The sequence below is a fragment of the Marinactinospora thermotolerans DSM 45154 genome, assembly GCF_900167435.1.
GTDB lineage: Bacteria > Actinomycetota > Actinomycetes > Streptosporangiales > Streptosporangiaceae > Marinactinospora > Marinactinospora thermotolerans.
Genome location: NZ_FUWS01000002.1, coordinates 165,183 through 180,258, shown reverse-complemented (window position 1 = coordinate 180,258; position 15,076 = coordinate 165,183). Strand labels below are relative to the sequence as shown.

Sequence of the window (15,076 nt, the reverse complement as noted above, 5' to 3'; positions counted from 1 at the left end):
TGCCCTAGGTTCATGGCAGTCACCGGGCCGTGTGACGGGGCACGACCCCGGCCACCGGCCCCTCCCGCTCGGTCCCCCTTCCGGCCACCCCGGACCCACCGACGGTGCCCCAGGAGCGCGTCCGGCCGGAAACCTCGCCGAGCTCGCCGTCCTCCCCCGGCGGCCCGCGGGCCGCATCCCCCAGCCTCACCGAGGCCGGCTTGAACAGGAGACCCGCGCACATGAGCGTGGCCAACAGCGCCAGAAAACGTCCGCACGGAAAGGTGATCGCGGCCAGCCTGACCGGCAGCTCGATCGAGTGGTTCGACTTCTTCCTCTACAGCACCGCCGCGGGGCTCGTCTTCGACGAGCTCTTCTTCCCCTCCAGCGACCCCGTGGTGTCGTTGATGCTGTCCTACCTGTCCTTCTCCCTGACCTTCTTCATCCGCCCCCTGGGCGGCTTCATCTTCTCGCACATCGGCGACCGCATCGGGCGTAAGAAGACGCTGGTCATCACGCTGTCGCTGATGGGCGGTTCGACCGTGCTCATCGGCCTGCTGCCGACCTACGCCCAGATCGGGGTGTGGGCCCCCATCCTGCTGATCATCCTGCGCCTGGTGCAGGGGCTGGGCATCGGTGGCGAATGGGGCGGCGCGCTGCTGCTCGCCTACGAGTACGCCCCGAAGAACCGCCGCGGCCTGTTCGGCAGCGTTCCGCAGATGGGCATCACCATCGGCATGCTGCTGGCCAGTCTGGCCCTGACCGTGATGCAGCTGCTCTCGGAGGAGCAGTTCACCTCCTGGGGCTGGCGCATCCCGTTCATCGCCAGCTTCCTGCTGGTGCTGCTGGGCCTGTGGATCCGCTCGGGGATCGACGAGACCCCCGCCTTCCGCCAGGCCAAGGCCGAGGGCAACGTCGCCAAGATGCCCATCGCCGAGACGCTGCGCCACCACTGGCGTTCCGTGCTCATCGCGATCGGCGCCAAGGTCGTGGAGACCGCGCCGTTCTACATCTTCGGCACGTTCGTGGTCAGCTACGCCACGGGAACGCTCGGCTTCGCCAACGCCACCGCGCTCAACGCGGTGACGGTGGGCGCGATCGTCGCCACGGTCATGATCCCGCTCATGGGCCGCCTCTCCGACACGTTCGGCCGCCAGCGGGTCTACCTGGGCGGCGCCGTACTGCTCGCGCTGTTCGCCGCGCCCTACTTCATGCTGATCGACCTGGGCGGCGCCTGGGCCCTCGTCCTGGCCACGGTGATCGGCCTGGGCATCTTCTGGCCTCCCGTGACCGCCACGATCGGCACGCTGTCCTCGGAGATCTTCTCCACCCGGGTCCGCTACACCGGCGTGACGCTGGGCTACCAGGTCGGCGCGGCGCTGGCCGGCGGCACCGCGCCGCTGCTCGCCACCTGGCTGCTGGGCCGTTACGACAACTCGTGGGCGCCGATCGCGATCTATCTCGTGTTCACCGCGATCATCTCCATCGTGGCCGTGTCCATGGCCCGCCGCGTCACCGTGGCCGAGGAGGACTGAACCGCTCCAGCGGGAGCGGCCTTCGACGTGTGGGGTCCGGTGCCGACCGGGCCCCACCGCCTTTCCTGCGGTAACGGGGAACCACGACACTCTTTGCCCGCATTTGGTCTACCATCTCGCGCAAACACGACCCACACCAGGCAGACGGGGGCCACGACATGCCACGGGGCAACGCGAACCACCGGCGGCAGGACGATAGAACGCGACGCGCGCGGCGGGGGAGAAGACGCGCCCCCGTTCCACCGGCTCCCCCGTGGCAACGGCCCGTGATCGGCGCGCTGGCCGCGGTTCCGGTGGGGCTCGGCCTGGCCGCGGCCCTGACCCTGGCCTCCCTGTCCTCGGACGAGGCCGGTGAACAGGCCGGCGACCTGAACGTCATCGTCCCCGACGACTCGCTGCCGCCGGTCCCGTCCTCCGCCGCCCCCGCGTCCTCCCCCGCCCCTTCCGCCAGCCCCTCGGCGCCCGACGTCCCGTCCGCGACCGGCGAGACCACCGAGCTCAGCGTGGAGATCCCCGCCGAGGAGGTCTCCCCCCGCCCCAGCCCCTCCGGCGGTGACCGCGGGGAGGCGGAGCGGGAGGAGGAGCCGGACGAGGCACCGCAGGCCGACTCCGCCGCAGCGGTCGTCGCGCTGGCCAACGCCGAGCGCGCGGCGGCGGGGTGCGCGCCGTTGCGCCCCGACGAGCGTCTGACCTCGGCCGCCCAGTCCCACAGCGAGGACATGGCGCAACGGGAGTACATGGCACACGAGAACCCCGAAGGCGAGGGACCCGACGAGCGGGCCGCCGCCGCGGGATACGGGGCCTGGTCCGGCGAGAACGTCGCCGCCGGCCAGTCCTCGGCGGAGGAGGTCATGTCGGCCTGGATGAACAGTCCCGGCCACCGCGCCAACATCCTCGACTGCGACAACCGGTCCATCGGCGTCGGCCGGGACGGCGTCCACTGGACCCAGATGTTCGGCCGCGAGTGACCCCCTCCCGGGGTACGGGCGGTCGCGCACCCCGGGAGGGTCCTCTCAGCCGCGCGTGGCGTGGTTGACCGCGCTGCACACGGCCTTCAGCGAGGCCGTGGTGATGTTGTCGTTGATGCCGACACCCCACACGGTGCGGCCGTCCACCTCGGCCTCGACGTAGGCCGCGGCGCGGGCGTCGCCGCCCTCGCTCATCGCGTGCTCGGCGTAGTCGACGACGCGGACCTTGATCCCCACGCCGGCCAGCGCGTCGACGAACGCGGAGATCGGCCCGTTGCCCGTCCCCACCAGCTCGCGGATCTCACCGCGGACGCGCACGTCGGCGCTGACCCGGTAGGAGCCGTCGGGTTCCGTGGCGGAACGGTGCGCCATGACCGCGACCGGTCCGCGGTCGGTCAGGTAGGTCTCCCGGAAGATCTCCCAGATGCGCTCACCGGTGAACTCGCCGCCCTCGGCGTCGGTGAACTCCTGCACCACCCGCGAGAACTCGATCTGGAGCCGACGCGGCAGGTCCAGACGGTGGTCGCGGTGCAGGATGTAGGACACCCCGCCCTTGCCCGACTGGCTGTTGACCCGGATGACGGCCTCGTAGGTGCGGCCGACCTCCTTGGGGTCGATCGGCAGGTAGGGGACCTTCCAGGGGTACTCCTCGACCGGGACGCCGGCCTGCTCGGCGTCGGCCTCCAACGCCTTGAGCCCCTTCTTGATGGCGTCCTGGTGCGATCCGGAGAAGGCGGTGTAGACCAGGTCGCCCCCATAGGGGTGGCGCGGGCTCACCGGCAGCCGGGTGCAATGCTCCACGACACGGCGGATCTCGTCGATGTCGGAGAAGTCGATCTGGGGGTCGACGCCCTGGCTGTACAGGTTCATGCCCAAGGTGACCAGGCAGACGTTGCCGGTGCGCTCACCGTGGCCGAACAGGCACCCCTCGACCCGGTCGGCGCCGGCCATGACCGCCAGCTCGGCCGAGGCCACCCCCGTCCCGCGGTCGTTGTGCGGGTGCACCGACAGGCACACGTACTCGCGCCGCGACAGGTTGCGGCTCATCCACTCGATCTGGTCGGCGTAGACGTTGGGCGTGGCGCGCTCGACGGTGGCCGGCAGGTTCAAGATGATCTCGCGATCGGGGCCGGGCTGCCAGACGTCCATGACCGCCTCGCAGACCTCCAGCGCGAAGTCCAGCTCGGTGTCGATGAAGATCTCGGGGGAGTACTCGTAGCCGAAGTACCCGGTGTCGCCCAGGTACTGCTCGGCGTACTTCATGACGTGCCGGGTGCCCTCGACCGCGATGGCCTTGCAGGCGTCGCGGTCGACGCCGAACACGACGCGGCGGAACTCCGGCGCGGTGGCGTTGTACAGGTGCACGGTCGCGCGCCGCGCTCCGACCAGGCTCTGCACGGTCCGCTCGATCAGGTCCTCGCGGGCCTGGGTCAACACCGAGATCTGCACGTCCTCGGGGATCGCGTCGTCCTCGATCAGGCCGCGGACGAAATCGAAGTCGGTCTGGCTGGCGGCAGGGAAACCGACCTCGATCTCCTTGTAGCCGATGCGTACCAGCAGGTCGAAGATCTCGCGCTTGCGCTCGGAGTCCATCGGCTCGATCAGGGACTGGTTGCCGTCGCGCAGGTCGGTGGACAGCCAGCGCGGCGCCCGGGTGATCGTCGTGGAGGGCCAGGTGCGGTCGGGCAGATCGACCGGGGCGAAGGGCTGGTAGCGCTGGAAGGGCATACCGCTGGGCTGTTGCTGCGGAATCATGACGGGTGCTCCTCAGTGGAGAGTGCTCACGGTGTCGTACGGCCGACAAGACACGCCGAAGCCCCGCGGCGAGGGAGCCGGCCTGACTAACGGCCCCCGCCGCGGCCGCTAAGGAGGAGCAGCTCGCGCAGCATAACGACGATCACGTTAGCAGATCCCCGCGAGCGGGATGGGGCGGACCCTCGAATCCGGTCCCACCGCGAAGGGGCGCCACGGTGACCCGGCCAAGTCGGCCACCGTGGCGCCCCGGCTCCCTGCGGCTGGGAGCCATCAACCGGGACGCGGGATCAGAACGCGCCCCCGGTCAGTTCGGCGGGAATCGCGTCCGCCTTGTCGAAGGGGCGGCTCGCGAGCGCCTGCTCGGCCTGGTCCCCCGTGAGGCCCGCCGCGTTCAAGGCGGCGCGCAGCTGCGCCTCGGGCAGGGCGTTGGCCCAGCGCAGCCACAGCGCGGAGCGACCCTCCGCCGACAGCTCGCCCACCGCCCGGAACCGGGCCAGCCCGCCGTCGGGGTAGACGTCCAGGCGCAGCCGGGTCGCGGGACGGGGATCGGCCACCACGAAACGGTGGCGGGTGTCGGGGAGCAGCTCGGTGCGTTCCAGCACGGTGAACCAGGAGTCCGGGTCGGCCGGGTCGGAGACGGTCTCGTCGCATCCGGTGACCCGGGCCGCCCCGGGCGCGTTGAACAGGAAGTAGCTGGTGTCCAGTTCGAGCAGCCGCACCTCGCCACAGCCGGCGAGCTGGAACTCCACCCAGTCGTTGCCGTCGTCGCGGCGGCGCGCGTTCTCCCACCCCTCCCCCATGGTGCGGGTCAGTCCAGGGGCGATGAGGTTGGTGGGCGAGGAGTAGAACTCGTTGCTGCACCCGGTGACCCGGCCGCCGTTCTCCAGGGCGACGAGGTCCAGCCCTCCGGCGACGAGCAGCCGCGGATCGGTGATGGCCTCGCCGTGCACCCGCAACCGGGCGATCCCGCCGTCGGGGTGCATGGTGAGCCGGACGTGGGTGTAGCGGCGGTCGTCGGTGACCGTGAACACGTTGGCGTGGTGCCCCTGGACCGGCGACCGTGGCACGATCGTGGTCCACTCGGCGGCGTTGAGCTCCTCGACGGTGGGGTACCCCTCGAAACCCGCCGCCTCGACCGAGACCTCGGGCGGGTAGTTGCCCTTGAACCAGGCGGTGTCGACCACCACGCCGTGGATCACGCCGGGCGCGCCCAGTCTGACGATGGCCCAGTCGTGCCCGGGAGTCCTCCGCCGTCGGGTCTCCCACCCGTCGTACACCTTGCCCTTGTGGCCGAAGTCCGTCTCGTCGAACAAGGGCGCCGTGGGCTTGATGAGGTTCTCCCGCTCGGCGAAGGACTCGTCGTTGGCGTAGACGACGGCGCCGCCAAAGGAGCGGAGGGCGAGGTCGGGGTACCGGAGGAACTCCTGGTCACTCAATGACATCTCTCTCCTGTGGAAGTGGGTCCGGGGGCCGGCTGCCCCCGGATCGCGAGCCGCGCCCGAGGGCGCGGTCGTCTAGAGCGCGGCCTCGTCGGGCAGCGGTTCGAACTCCTTGACCGCGTCGATCGACGGGCCGTGCGGGGTGTTGGCCTCGCGCTCGATCATGATCTCGACCAGCACCGGCCGGGAGGTCGCCTCGGCCTCCTTGCGCGCCCACTCCAGGGCCTGCCTGATCTCGGCCGGATCGGCGACGCGCCGCCCCGAGCAGCCGTAGGCCTCCATGATCTTGACGTTGTCGGTGCCGAACTCGTCGTAGTGGATGTCGACCTGGTAGTTCATCTCGAACGGGATCTCGGCCTGGCGGATCAGCCCGAGGTACTCGTTGTTGAGCATGACGAGGACGAACGGCACGTTGTACTGGGCGCCGACGGCGAGCTCCTCGACCATGTACTGGAAGCCGTAGTCTCCGACGATCCCGACCACCTCGGCGTCGGGTTCGGTGTTCTTCAGGGCCTTCTTCACCCCGATCGCGGCCGGGATCTCCCAGCCCAGCGGGCCCGCCTGGCCGCAGATCTGGTAGTGGCGCGGTTTGAACGCCTTCTGGTGCTGCCCGCCCCAGATCTGGTAGAGGCCGATGGCGGTGACGAAGTAGGTGTCGGCGCCGAAGACCTCGTTGATCTCCTTGTAGACGCGAGGCGCCTTGATCGGGGTGGTGTCGAAGTCCTCACGGCGGCCCAGCGTCCGCTTGAGTTCCCCGACGCGCTCGACCCAGGCTCCGGCCGGCCGGCCCGCGCCGCGCTTCCTCGCCAGGTCGAGGAGGGCGCGCAGGAACAGTCGCGCGTCGGAGACGACGCCCAGGTCCGGTTCGAAGACCTTGCCGATCTGGGTCGGCTCGATGTCGACGTGGATGAAGGCCCGGTCGCCTCGGTAGACGTCGAGCCGACCGGTGTGGCGGTCGCCGAACCTCGCCCCCACGGCCAGGACCAGGTCGGACTCCAGGAAGGAGGCGTTGCCGTAGCGCTGCGAGGTCTGGATGCCGGTGATACCGGAGAACAGCGGGCTGTTCTCGTCGATGGCGCCCTTGCCCATGAGGGTGACCTGGACCGGGATGTTGAGGTATTCGGCGAGTTCGCGCAGTTCCTCGGCCGCGTCGGCGATGATCACACCGCCGCCCGCCAGGATCAGGGGCCGTTGGGCGGCCAGCAGCATGTCGAGGGCGCGTTCGACCCTGGGCTGGTGGGGCTGGACCGCGGCGACCGGGAGCGGGGCGTCGATCTTCGGGTCATAGGTGATGATCTGCTGGGCGACGTCGAGCGGGATGTCGATGAGGACCGGACCGGGACGTCCCTCGCGGGCGGTCCTGAAGGCCTCGCGGAAGATCCACGGGGCCTGGGCGGCCTCCTTGATCTGCACCGCCCACTTGGTGACCGGTTTGGCGATCTCGACGATGTCGACGGCCTGGAAGGCCTCCTGGTGCAGCTTGGTCGAGACCGCCTGGCCGGTGATGCAGACGATCGGGATGGAGTCGGCGAACGCGGTGTACAGGCCGGTGATCATGTTCGTCCCGGCCGGACCCGAGGTTCCGATGGCGACGCCGACCCGGCCGCTGGTGCGCGCCCAGCCGTCGGCCATATGGGTGGCGCCCTCCTCGTGGCGGACGATCAGGTGCTCGATTCCGCCGACCTCCTCAAGCGCCTTGTAGAGGGGGAGGATCGCCGCGCCGGGGCATCCGAACGCCGTGTCGACGCCCTCGGACTTCATCACCTCGACGACGGCGTTCATCGCGGGCATCTGTACCATGGTGGCAAACCCTTCAGTGCTAGGGGGTTGGGGTTCCGCCGGCGGAACCGTGGTGCGGCCAACACCCAGGCGGCCGGATCTCGCGCGGAGCACACGTAAGACGCGAGACCGTCCCGCCAGTCCCGCCGGCGGCGACCCGTCTCATCCGCGCGGTCGGCCGCGCTCGGATCCGGAGAGCTGTTCGACGAGCTTGAGCAGCGCGGAGTGGTCGAGCCCGCCGTGGCCCTGTGCCTTGAGGGCGCCCACGAACTGGGCGACCAGCGCCCCCACGGGGATGCTCACCCCCGCCTCACGCGCGGCGGTCGTCACGATCTTCATGTCCTTGTCGTGCAGTTCGACGCGAAACCCCGGCTGGAACTCGCGGTTGCGCATCGCCTCGCCCTTACGGGTCAGCACCGTGCTGCCGGCCAGTCCTCCGTTGAGGACCCTCAGGCCGGCCTCCGTGTCGACGCCGTGGGCCTCCAGGAACACCAGTGCCTCGGCGACCAGTTGGATGTTGCCGGCGACGATGAGCTGGTTGGCCGCCTTGACGGTCTGGCCGGAGCCCGCGGGGCCGACGTGGACACAGGTGGTGCCCAGGGCGGAGAAGACCGGCTCGGCCGCGGCGAAGTCGGCCTCCTCCCCTCCGACCATGATGGACAGCTTCGCCTCGATGGCGCCCGCCTCGCCGCCGCTCACCGGCGCGTCCAGGACGCGCAGCCCCCGCTGGGCTCCGGCCCGGGCCAGCTCGCGGGAGACGTCGGGGCGGATGGTGCTCATGTCGATGACGAGGGTCCCGGGGGCGGCGTTGGCGAACACGCCGTCCTCGCCGAGGAGCACCTCTTCGACGTCGGGCGAGTCGGGCACCATCGTGATGACGACGTCGGCGTCGCGCACCGCCTCGGCGACGGAGCTCGCGGCCTTCCCGCCCTGCTGCGCGAGCTGTTCGGCCTTGTGGGGCGAGCGGTTGTAACCGGTGACGGCGAAACCGGCCTTGACCAGGTTGACCGCCATCGGCAGGCCCATGATGCCGAGTCCGATGAAGGCGACCTTGTGCGCCTGGGGCATTGACGTTTCCTTCCTGACGGATGCGGTCCTGTTCAGCGCTTGAGCCAACCGAGGCTTTCGGCGCTGGACACGGTCGGCTTGTACTCCAGCCCGACGTACCCGTCGTACCCCTTGGTCTGGGCGGCGCCGAGGAGCTCGTCGAGGGGGAGCGTGCCGGTTCCGGGCTCGCCCCGTCCGGGGAAGTCGGCGATCTGGATGTGGCCGAACTCCGCGGCGTGGGCGTCCACCACGGCGGCGACGTCGTCCCCGTTGGCGGCGAGGTGGAAGAAGTCGGCGAGCAGGGCGACGTTGGGCGCGCCGGCGGCGTGCGCGGCGGCGACGACCCGCAGCGCGTCGGCCGCGGTCGACAACGGGTAGGCGTCGGCGCCGCTGATGGGCTCGATGAGGACGGTGCCGCCCACGGCGGCGACCCCCGCCGCCGCGATGCCGATGCTCTCCAGGGCGATCCGGTCCTGTTCCGCCGGGTCGATCCCGTCCTGGCGCAGACCGTACAGCGCGTTGAAGGCGGCCACCCCGGTGCGCCGGGCGATGTCGACGACGACGTCGACGTTGTCCCGGAACTCCTGGGCCCGATCCGGCAGGGAGAGCACCCCCCGATCGGGGCCGGGCATCTCACCGGCGTAGAAGTTCAGGCCGGTGAGCCGGACTCCCGCGTCGGTGATCGCGGTGACGAAGGCGTCGACCTCGGCGTCGCCGGGAACAGGCCGGGCGAAGGGCCACCAGAACTCCACCGCGTCGAACCCGGCGGCGGCAGCGGCGGCCGGCCGCTCGTTCACGGGCAGCTCGGTGAACAGCAGCGAGCAGTTCGCCGTGTAGCGCAGCGTGTGGCTCATGGGCTCAGCCCTCCGGAGTTATTTCGCTATGTGGAATGTAATTTTCACTTCAAGGAATCCTCCTTGAGTGTGCGCTCCCCCACCCTCCTTGTCAACACCCTCGCCGTAAACACCTCCTCACCCCCTTAAAGCCGCAAAAGCGACATCAATGGATGAAGTACGCAGAAGTTTCGTCATTGTGAACAAAGTCGCCATGAACCGCAATTCATCTCACTTCAAGTGTTGACAGCCCGCAGACCGCCCGGTCTACAGTCCGTCATACAAAACGAAGTTTCTGCACTACGAAATCTGGTTGTCACGTCGGGATACGCCGTGGAAACACGGGATCGCCACACTGTGAGCGTTCCGGCCGGCCACGACGGCCCTCGCCAAGGTCAACGGGGAGATCACCCCGACGGACGCCTTCTCTGGAGAGCACATGCCCGAGAGCACCGACACGGGGGTCGACTCCGGACTGTCGCGCGTCAACGCGCTGTCGGCCGAGGAGTTCCAGACCGAGTTCGCCCGCTGCCTCGACATCGACCGCTGGGTGACGGCGCTGGAACGCGAACGGCCGTTCAACGACCGGACCGCGCTCTTCGCCGCCGCCGACGCCCATGCCCGCACCATCACCGACGACGAGGTCGCCAAGGCCCTGGCCCGCCACCCCCGCATCGGCGAGCGCGCCACGGGCCGCGACACCGAGTCCGCCTGGTCACGCGGCGAACAAGCGGGGGTCGACACCGGACGGAGCGATGTCCGAGACGCCTTCCAGGCCGCCAACGCCGAATACGAGCGCCGGTTCGGACAGATCTACCTGGTGTGTGCCAGCGGGCGCTCCGGCGAGGAGCTGCTCGCCGACCTCACCGACCGGCTCGGCAACGACCCGGCCACCGAGGCCAGGGTCGTCGCCGACGAACTCCGCAAGATCGCGCTCGTGCGCGTGGAAAAGGTGCTCGACCAGTGAACGCCCGAACTCGCAGCCACGTGACCACCCACGTCCTCGACGCCGCCCTCGGCCGGCCGGCCGGCGGTGTCCCGGTGCGCCTGGAAGCCGCCGACGACGCCGGACGCGGCGCCTGGTCGACGGTCGCCACGGGAGACACCGACGCCGACGGGCGTGTCGCCGACCTCGGCCCGCAGCGCCTGGCCACGGGCCGCTACCGCATCACCTTCGACACCGCCGCCTACTTCGCCGCCAGCGGCCAGCGCGGGTTCTATCCCGAGGTGACGGTGACCTTCGAGCTCACCGACGAGGACGCGCACTACCACGTGCCGTTGCTGTTGAGCCCGTTCTCCTTCTCCACCTACCGGGGCAGCTAGGCCGCCCCTCCCGAACCTCCTTCGAGTGCGTGATAGGTCCTTCCGCGTTCAGCGGTCCTCCCTCGGGCGCACCCGTCCGGGGTCGCTGCCGGCCCCGGACGGAAAAACTCCGCAGTTCCCCCCTTCCACCACCTCAAGGAGTTGACCCGAACATGGCAATCCGTCTCGGAGACAACCAGTACGGCAAGGCCGAGGTGCGCCTGGTCCACATCAACCGGGACACCGACGTCCACACGATCAAGGACGTCAACGTCACCTCCCAGCTGCGCGGCGACTTCGAAGCGGTGCACACCAAGGGCGACAACGCCCACTGTGTCGCCACCGACACGCAGAAGAACACCGTCTACGCCTTCGCCCGCAAGTACGGGGTCGGCGCGATCGAGGACTTCGCGCTCCGCCTGGCCCGTTACCACGTGGACACCTTCGAGCAGGTACACGGGGCGCGGCAGGAGATCGAGGAGTACACCTGGACCCGGGCCGCGACCGCCGAGGGTCCGCACAACCACTCCTTCGTCCGGGACGGCCGCGAGACCCGCACCACCGTCGTCGTCAAGGACGGTGCCGAGGAGACCGTCATCTCCGGCCTGGAGGGGCTCACCGTCCTCAAGACGACCGACTCGGAGTTCCACGGTTTCCCCCGGACCGAATACACGACCCTGGCCGAGACGACCGACCGGGTCATGGCCACCGACGTCAAGGCCCGCTGGCGCTACATCGGCACCGACATCGACTGGGACAAGACCTATGCGTCCATCCGCGCGATCCTGATCGAGACCTTCGCCAACCACCACAGCCTCGCCCTCCAGCAGACGCTGTGGGAGATGGGCAAGGCCGTCTTGGAGGCCCACCCCGAGGTCGCCGAGATCAAGTTCTCCTGCCCGAACAAGCACCACTTCGTGGTTGACCTGTCGCCGTTCGGCCTGGACAACCCGAACGAGGTGTTCTTCGCCTCCGACCGCTCCTACGGAAAGATCGAGGCCACCATCGAACGCGACGACGCCCCCGCGGCCGGTCGCGTCTGGGAGACCGTTCCCGGCTTCATCTGACCGGTCCGGCGCGGTCCCGGCCCCCGGGACCGCGCCCCCTCCGGCGGGCGGTGATCGGCCGCCCCCACGCCCCGTCCGTCCGGCCGCGCACCGGCCCCGCTGTCGTCCGTGCGCGTCCCGCCCACACCCTCCGACGATCACTCACAGCGATTTCTCGGTGACGGCGAGCGACAACGGATCCCGTGCTCCGTATCACCGCCGCTCACGATCCCAAGGGGCTGAATTGTTCAGGAAGACCCGCACCCCCGTGAAGGCCGACCGTCCCCCGGCGTCCCCGACGGACCGTCCCGAGGACGAACGGCTCGCGCCCCGGCTTCTGTTCGCCTATGGCCTCCAGCACATCGTCACGATGTACGCGGGGGTCGCCACCCCTCCCCTGGTCATCGGGGCCGCGGCCGGACTCGACACGGCAGCGCTGGGGGTCCTCGTCAGCGGCGCGCTCCTCGTGTGCGGACTGGCCACGCTGCTCCAGACGCTGGGCGTGTGGCGTTTCGGCGCGCGGCTGCCCATGGTCGTGGGCATCTCCGTCGTCCCCCTGGGCATCATGGCCACCTTCGCCGAGGAGCGCGGCCTGCCCGTGGTCTTCGGCGCGACGTTCGCGGCCGGCGTGTTCGGGGTGCTCATCGCCCCCTTCTTCGCCGCCCTGCTGCGTTTCTTCCCCCCGGTGGTGACCGGAAGCGTCATCACCGTCATCGGCCTGTCGCTGCTGCCCGTCGCCGCGAACTGGATCATCGACGGGGAGGCTTCGGGGCATCCCTCGTTGTCCAACCTCGCCCTGGGCGGCATCACCCTGCTGATCATGCTGGTGCTGTACCGGCTGTTGCCGCCCTCCCTGGCCGGCATGTCGGTCCTGCTCGGTCTGGTGTTGGGCACCGTGATCGCGGTCCCCTTCGGCCGGGTCGACTTCGGCTCGGTCCTGGAAGGGCCGGTGTTCTCCTTCGGCCAGCCGCTCTACTTCGGCCTGCCGGAGTTCGACCTGGTGCCGATCGTGACCATGTGCGTGGTCATGTTGGTCATCCTCACCGAGGGAACGGCCGACACCCTCGCGGTGGGCCAGGTCATCGGGACCCCCATCGACCGGCGGCGCATCGCCGACGGCCTGCGCGCCGACGCGGGTTCGGCCCTGTTCGCCCCGCTGTTCAACTCCTTTCCCTGTGGTGTGCTGGCCCAGAACATCGGTGTCATCGCGCTGACCGGTGTGCGCAGCCGCTTCGTCGTGGCCACCGGAGGCGCCACGCTCGTGCTGCTCGGCCTGTTCCCCGTGCTGGGCCGGGTCATCGCGATCATCCCCATGCCGGTGCTGGGCGGTGCGGCCCTGCTGTTGTTCGGCACGATCGCGATCAGCGGGGTGCGCACGCTCGGCACGGTCGACTTCGGCGGTAACGGGCTCAACCTGATCATCGCGGCCTGTTCGATCGGGGTCGGCATCGTCCCCGTGGCCGTGCCCGGCTTCTACGACGCCTTCCCCGGCTGGGCCGCCACCATCCTCGGCTCGGGCATCATCGGCGCCAGTGTCGTCGCCGTCCTGCTCAACATCGTGTTCAACGTGATCGGCCCGCGCGCGACGCCGGCCCCGATCGTCCCCCACCAGGCGACCGCCGGGGACCTCCCCCTCGGCGGTGAGGCGGGTCCCCGACCCGCCGAAGCACCGTCGGCCCCACCGAGCTGACACCGCGAGGCGGTCCCTGAACGGCGCGAAGGGGCCGCACCCATGACAGGAGACGGAGACGGCCGGTCCGGGGCACCACCGCAGGACCATCGGAGACGCGGTCCGGCCGATGACTCAAAAGGCTGGTACTGGCCATGAGATTCCGCAAGAACGCGCACGTCCCCCCGGCCTCGGCCGCCACCCCCTCCTCCCGCCCGGAGGACGAGAGGCTTCCACCCCGGTTGCTCGTCCTCTACGGCTTGCAGCACATCCTCACCATGTACGCCGGCGCGGTCGCCCCCGCCCTGGTCATCGGCGCCGCGGCCGGTCTGGACGGTCCCGAACTGGGCGTCCTGGTCAGTGGCGCGCTCCTGGTCGCCGGCATCGCCACCCTGTTGCAGACGACGGGGGTGCTGCGTATCGGCGCGCAGATGCCGATCGTCGTCGGTTCCTCCTTCGTCCCGGTCAGCGCGATGACGGCCATCGCCGCGGACGCCGACCAGGGGCTCCCCGTCGTGTTCGGCGCGTCGTTGGTGGGCGGCCTGTTCGCGTTCTGCCTGACCCCCTTCTTCGGGCAGCTCGTACGGTTCTTCCCACCGGTGGTGACCGGCAGCCTCATCACCGTCATCGGCCTGTCGCTGATGCCCGTGGCGGCCAACTGGGTCGTCAACGGCGCCGCGGACGGCATGCCGGCGCTGTCCGACCTGGCCCTGGCCGGTGCCACGTTGGGCCTGGTCCTGCTGTTCTCGCGGGTCCTTCCCGGGCTGCTCAGCCGTATCTCGATCCTGCTGGGCCTGCTCGCCGGGACGCTCATCGCGGTCCCCTTCGGCAAGGCCGACTTCAGCCAGGTCGGTGATGGCGCGGTGTTCTCCCTCGGCTCGCCCCTGTACTTCGGTCTCCCGGTCTTCGACCTCGCGGCGATCCTGACCATGTGCGTGATCATGCTGGTCGTCCTCACCGAGGGCGCCTCGCACATCATCGCGGTGGGGGAGATCATCGGCACCCGCATCGACAGCAAGCGGATCGCGGCCGGGCTGCGCGCCGACGTGAGCGCCTCCATCATCGGCCCGCTCTTCAACAGCACCCCGGGCAGCTCCTTCGCCCAGAACATCGGTCTGATCGCGCTGACCAGGATCAGGAGCCGCTACGTCGTGGCGACCGGCGCGCTGATGCTGATCCTGCTGGGCCTGTTCCCGATCCTGGGCCGCGTGGTGGCGGCGATCCCCATGCCGGTCCTGGGGGGCGCCGGGCTCGTCCTGTTCGGCACCGTCGCGGCCAGCGGCATCCGGACGCTCGGCAAGGTGGACTTCGACAACAACCTGAACCTGATCATCGTCGCCACCTCGCTCGGCTTCGGCATCATCCCGATGGCGGTGCCGCAGTTCTACGACGGCTTCCCCGACTGGTTGGCGCTCATCCTGCACTCGGGCATCGTGGGCGCGGCGGTCGTCGCGATCGTGCTCAACATCTGTTTCAACATCATCGGCGGCGGCCAGTACGAGGAGGGTCCGTCGGTGTTCGCCGCGGCCCCGACCCTGGACAAGGAGTACCCGGAGGAGGACGCGCGCGAGGAGGCCCCGCAGGCGCGCGACGCCACGTCCGGGGACCTCTCCGACGGGGCCGGGTCCCCGCCGACCCCGTCGGACGAGGCGCCTTCACGCACCTGAGGACCGCGCTGCCTTCCGCGTGCCGGTCCCTGCGGCGAGGTCCCGGGCGATTGCCCG

At 70.0% G+C, this 15,076-nt stretch carries 12 protein-coding genes; 7 read left to right on the top strand and 5 right to left on the bottom strand.

The window, feature by feature from the left end; genetic code table 11:
- The first annotated feature begins 221 nt into the window (after window positions 1-221).
- Entirely contained in the window at window positions 222-1,514 is a 1,293-nt protein-coding gene (locus B5D66_RS03775; RefSeq protein ID WP_078760192.1) for an MFS transporter, read from the top strand.
- 266 nt (window positions 1,515-1,780) lie between these two features.
- Window positions 1,781-2,482 carry a CAP domain-containing protein gene (locus B5D66_RS03770; RefSeq protein ID WP_235000723.1) on the top strand — a complete coding sequence of 234 codons (702 nt, stop codon included), beginning with the start codon at window positions 1,781-1,783 and terminating at the stop codon, window positions 2,480-2,482.
- Between the two features lie 45 nt (window positions 2,483-2,527).
- On the opposite strand, the gene leuA is transcribed toward B5D66_RS03770, so the two are convergent.
- The 5 genes from leuA to B5D66_RS03745 all read right to left on the bottom strand — a co-directional run bounded on the left by leuA (window position 2,528) and on the right by B5D66_RS03745 (window position 9,356).
- Window positions 2,528-4,237 carry a 2-isopropylmalate synthase gene (gene leuA, locus B5D66_RS03765; protein WP_078760190.1) on the bottom strand — a complete coding sequence of 570 codons (1,710 nt, stop codon included), beginning with the start codon at window positions 4,235-4,237 and terminating at the stop codon, window positions 2,528-2,530.
- A gap of 287 nt (window positions 4,238-4,524) precedes the next feature.
- A complete protein-coding gene (gene alc, locus B5D66_RS03760) occupies window positions 4,525-5,679 on the bottom strand; it encodes an allantoicase (RefSeq protein ID WP_078760189.1) in 1,155 nt (384 codons plus the stop codon).
- A 72-nt stretch (window positions 5,680-5,751) separates the two neighbouring features.
- Window positions 5,752-7,476 (bottom strand): glyoxylate carboligase, encoded by a 1,725-nt coding sequence (gene gcl / locus B5D66_RS03755; protein WP_078760188.1) that lies wholly within the window; start codon window positions 7,474-7,476, stop codon window positions 5,752-5,754.
- 141 nt (window positions 7,477-7,617) lie between these two features.
- Window positions 7,618-8,523, bottom strand: coding sequence for a 2-hydroxy-3-oxopropionate reductase (locus tag B5D66_RS03750; RefSeq protein WP_078760187.1), 906 nt, complete (start codon window positions 8,521-8,523; stop codon window positions 7,618-7,620).
- A 32-nt stretch (window positions 8,524-8,555) separates the two neighbouring features.
- Window positions 8,556-9,356 carry a hydroxypyruvate isomerase family protein gene (locus B5D66_RS03745; protein WP_078760186.1) on the bottom strand — a complete coding sequence of 267 codons (801 nt, stop codon included), beginning with the start codon at window positions 9,354-9,356 and terminating at the stop codon, window positions 8,556-8,558.
- A 418-nt stretch (window positions 9,357-9,774) separates the two neighbouring features.
- On the opposite strand from B5D66_RS03745, the gene uraD reads away from it, so the two are divergent.
- The 5 genes from uraD to B5D66_RS03720 all read left to right on the top strand — a co-directional run bounded on the left by uraD (window position 9,775) and on the right by B5D66_RS03720 (window position 15,019).
- Window positions 9,775-10,302, top strand: coding sequence for a 2-oxo-4-hydroxy-4-carboxy-5-ureidoimidazoline decarboxylase (gene uraD, locus B5D66_RS03740; RefSeq protein ID WP_078760185.1), 528 nt, complete (start codon window positions 9,775-9,777; stop codon window positions 10,300-10,302).
- The gene (uraH, locus tag B5D66_RS03735; protein ID WP_235000721.1) at window positions 10,299-10,658 is read left to right on the top strand and encodes a hydroxyisourate hydrolase; all 360 of its coding nucleotides are present in this window, start codon (window positions 10,299-10,301) and stop codon (window positions 10,656-10,658) included. The genes uraD and uraH overlap by 4 nt, the downstream gene beginning before the upstream one ends.
- A gap of 152 nt (window positions 10,659-10,810) precedes the next feature.
- Window positions 10,811-11,704 (top strand): factor-independent urate hydroxylase, encoded by an 894-nt coding sequence (gene pucL, locus B5D66_RS03730; RefSeq protein WP_078760183.1) that lies wholly within the window; start codon window positions 10,811-10,813, stop codon window positions 11,702-11,704.
- 223 nt (window positions 11,705-11,927) lie between these two features.
- Window positions 11,928-13,373, top strand: coding sequence for a nucleobase:cation symporter-2 family protein (locus tag B5D66_RS03725; protein ID WP_078760182.1), 1,446 nt, complete (start codon window positions 11,928-11,930; stop codon window positions 13,371-13,373).
- Between the two features lie 134 nt (window positions 13,374-13,507).
- Entirely contained in the window at window positions 13,508-15,019 is a 1,512-nt protein-coding gene (locus B5D66_RS03720) for a nucleobase:cation symporter-2 family protein (protein WP_078760181.1), read from the top strand.
- Window positions 15,020-15,076: the final 57 nt, after the last annotated feature.

Bases quoted from the DNA above. Each gene is read 5' to 3' on its own strand.
- B5D66_RS03775 (WP_078760192.1), top strand. From the start codon at position 222: ATGAGCGTGGCCAACAGCGCCAGAAAACGTCCGCACGGAAAGGTGATC.
- leuA (WP_078760190.1), bottom strand. From the start codon at position 4,237: ATGATTCCGCAGCAACAGCCCAGCGGTATGCCCTTCCAGCGCTACCAG.
- alc (WP_078760189.1), bottom strand. From the start codon at position 5,679: ATGTCATTGAGTGACCAGGAGTTCCTCCGGTACCCCGACCTCGCCCTC.
- gcl (WP_078760188.1), bottom strand. From the start codon at position 7,476: ATGGTACAGATGCCCGCGATGAACGCCGTCGTCGAGGTGATGAAGTCC.
- B5D66_RS03750 (WP_078760187.1), bottom strand. From the start codon at position 8,523: ATGCCCCAGGCGCACAAGGTCGCCTTCATCGGACTCGGCATCATGGGC.
- B5D66_RS03745 (WP_078760186.1), bottom strand. From the start codon at position 9,356: ATGAGCCACACGCTGCGCTACACGGCGAACTGCTCGCTGCTGTTCACC.
- uraD (WP_078760185.1), top strand. From the start codon at position 9,775: ATGCCCGAGAGCACCGACACGGGGGTCGACTCCGGACTGTCGCGCGTC.
- pucL (WP_078760183.1), top strand. From the start codon at position 10,811: ATGGCAATCCGTCTCGGAGACAACCAGTACGGCAAGGCCGAGGTGCGC.
- B5D66_RS03720 (WP_078760181.1), top strand. From the start codon at position 13,508: ATGAGATTCCGCAAGAACGCGCACGTCCCCCCGGCCTCGGCCGCCACC.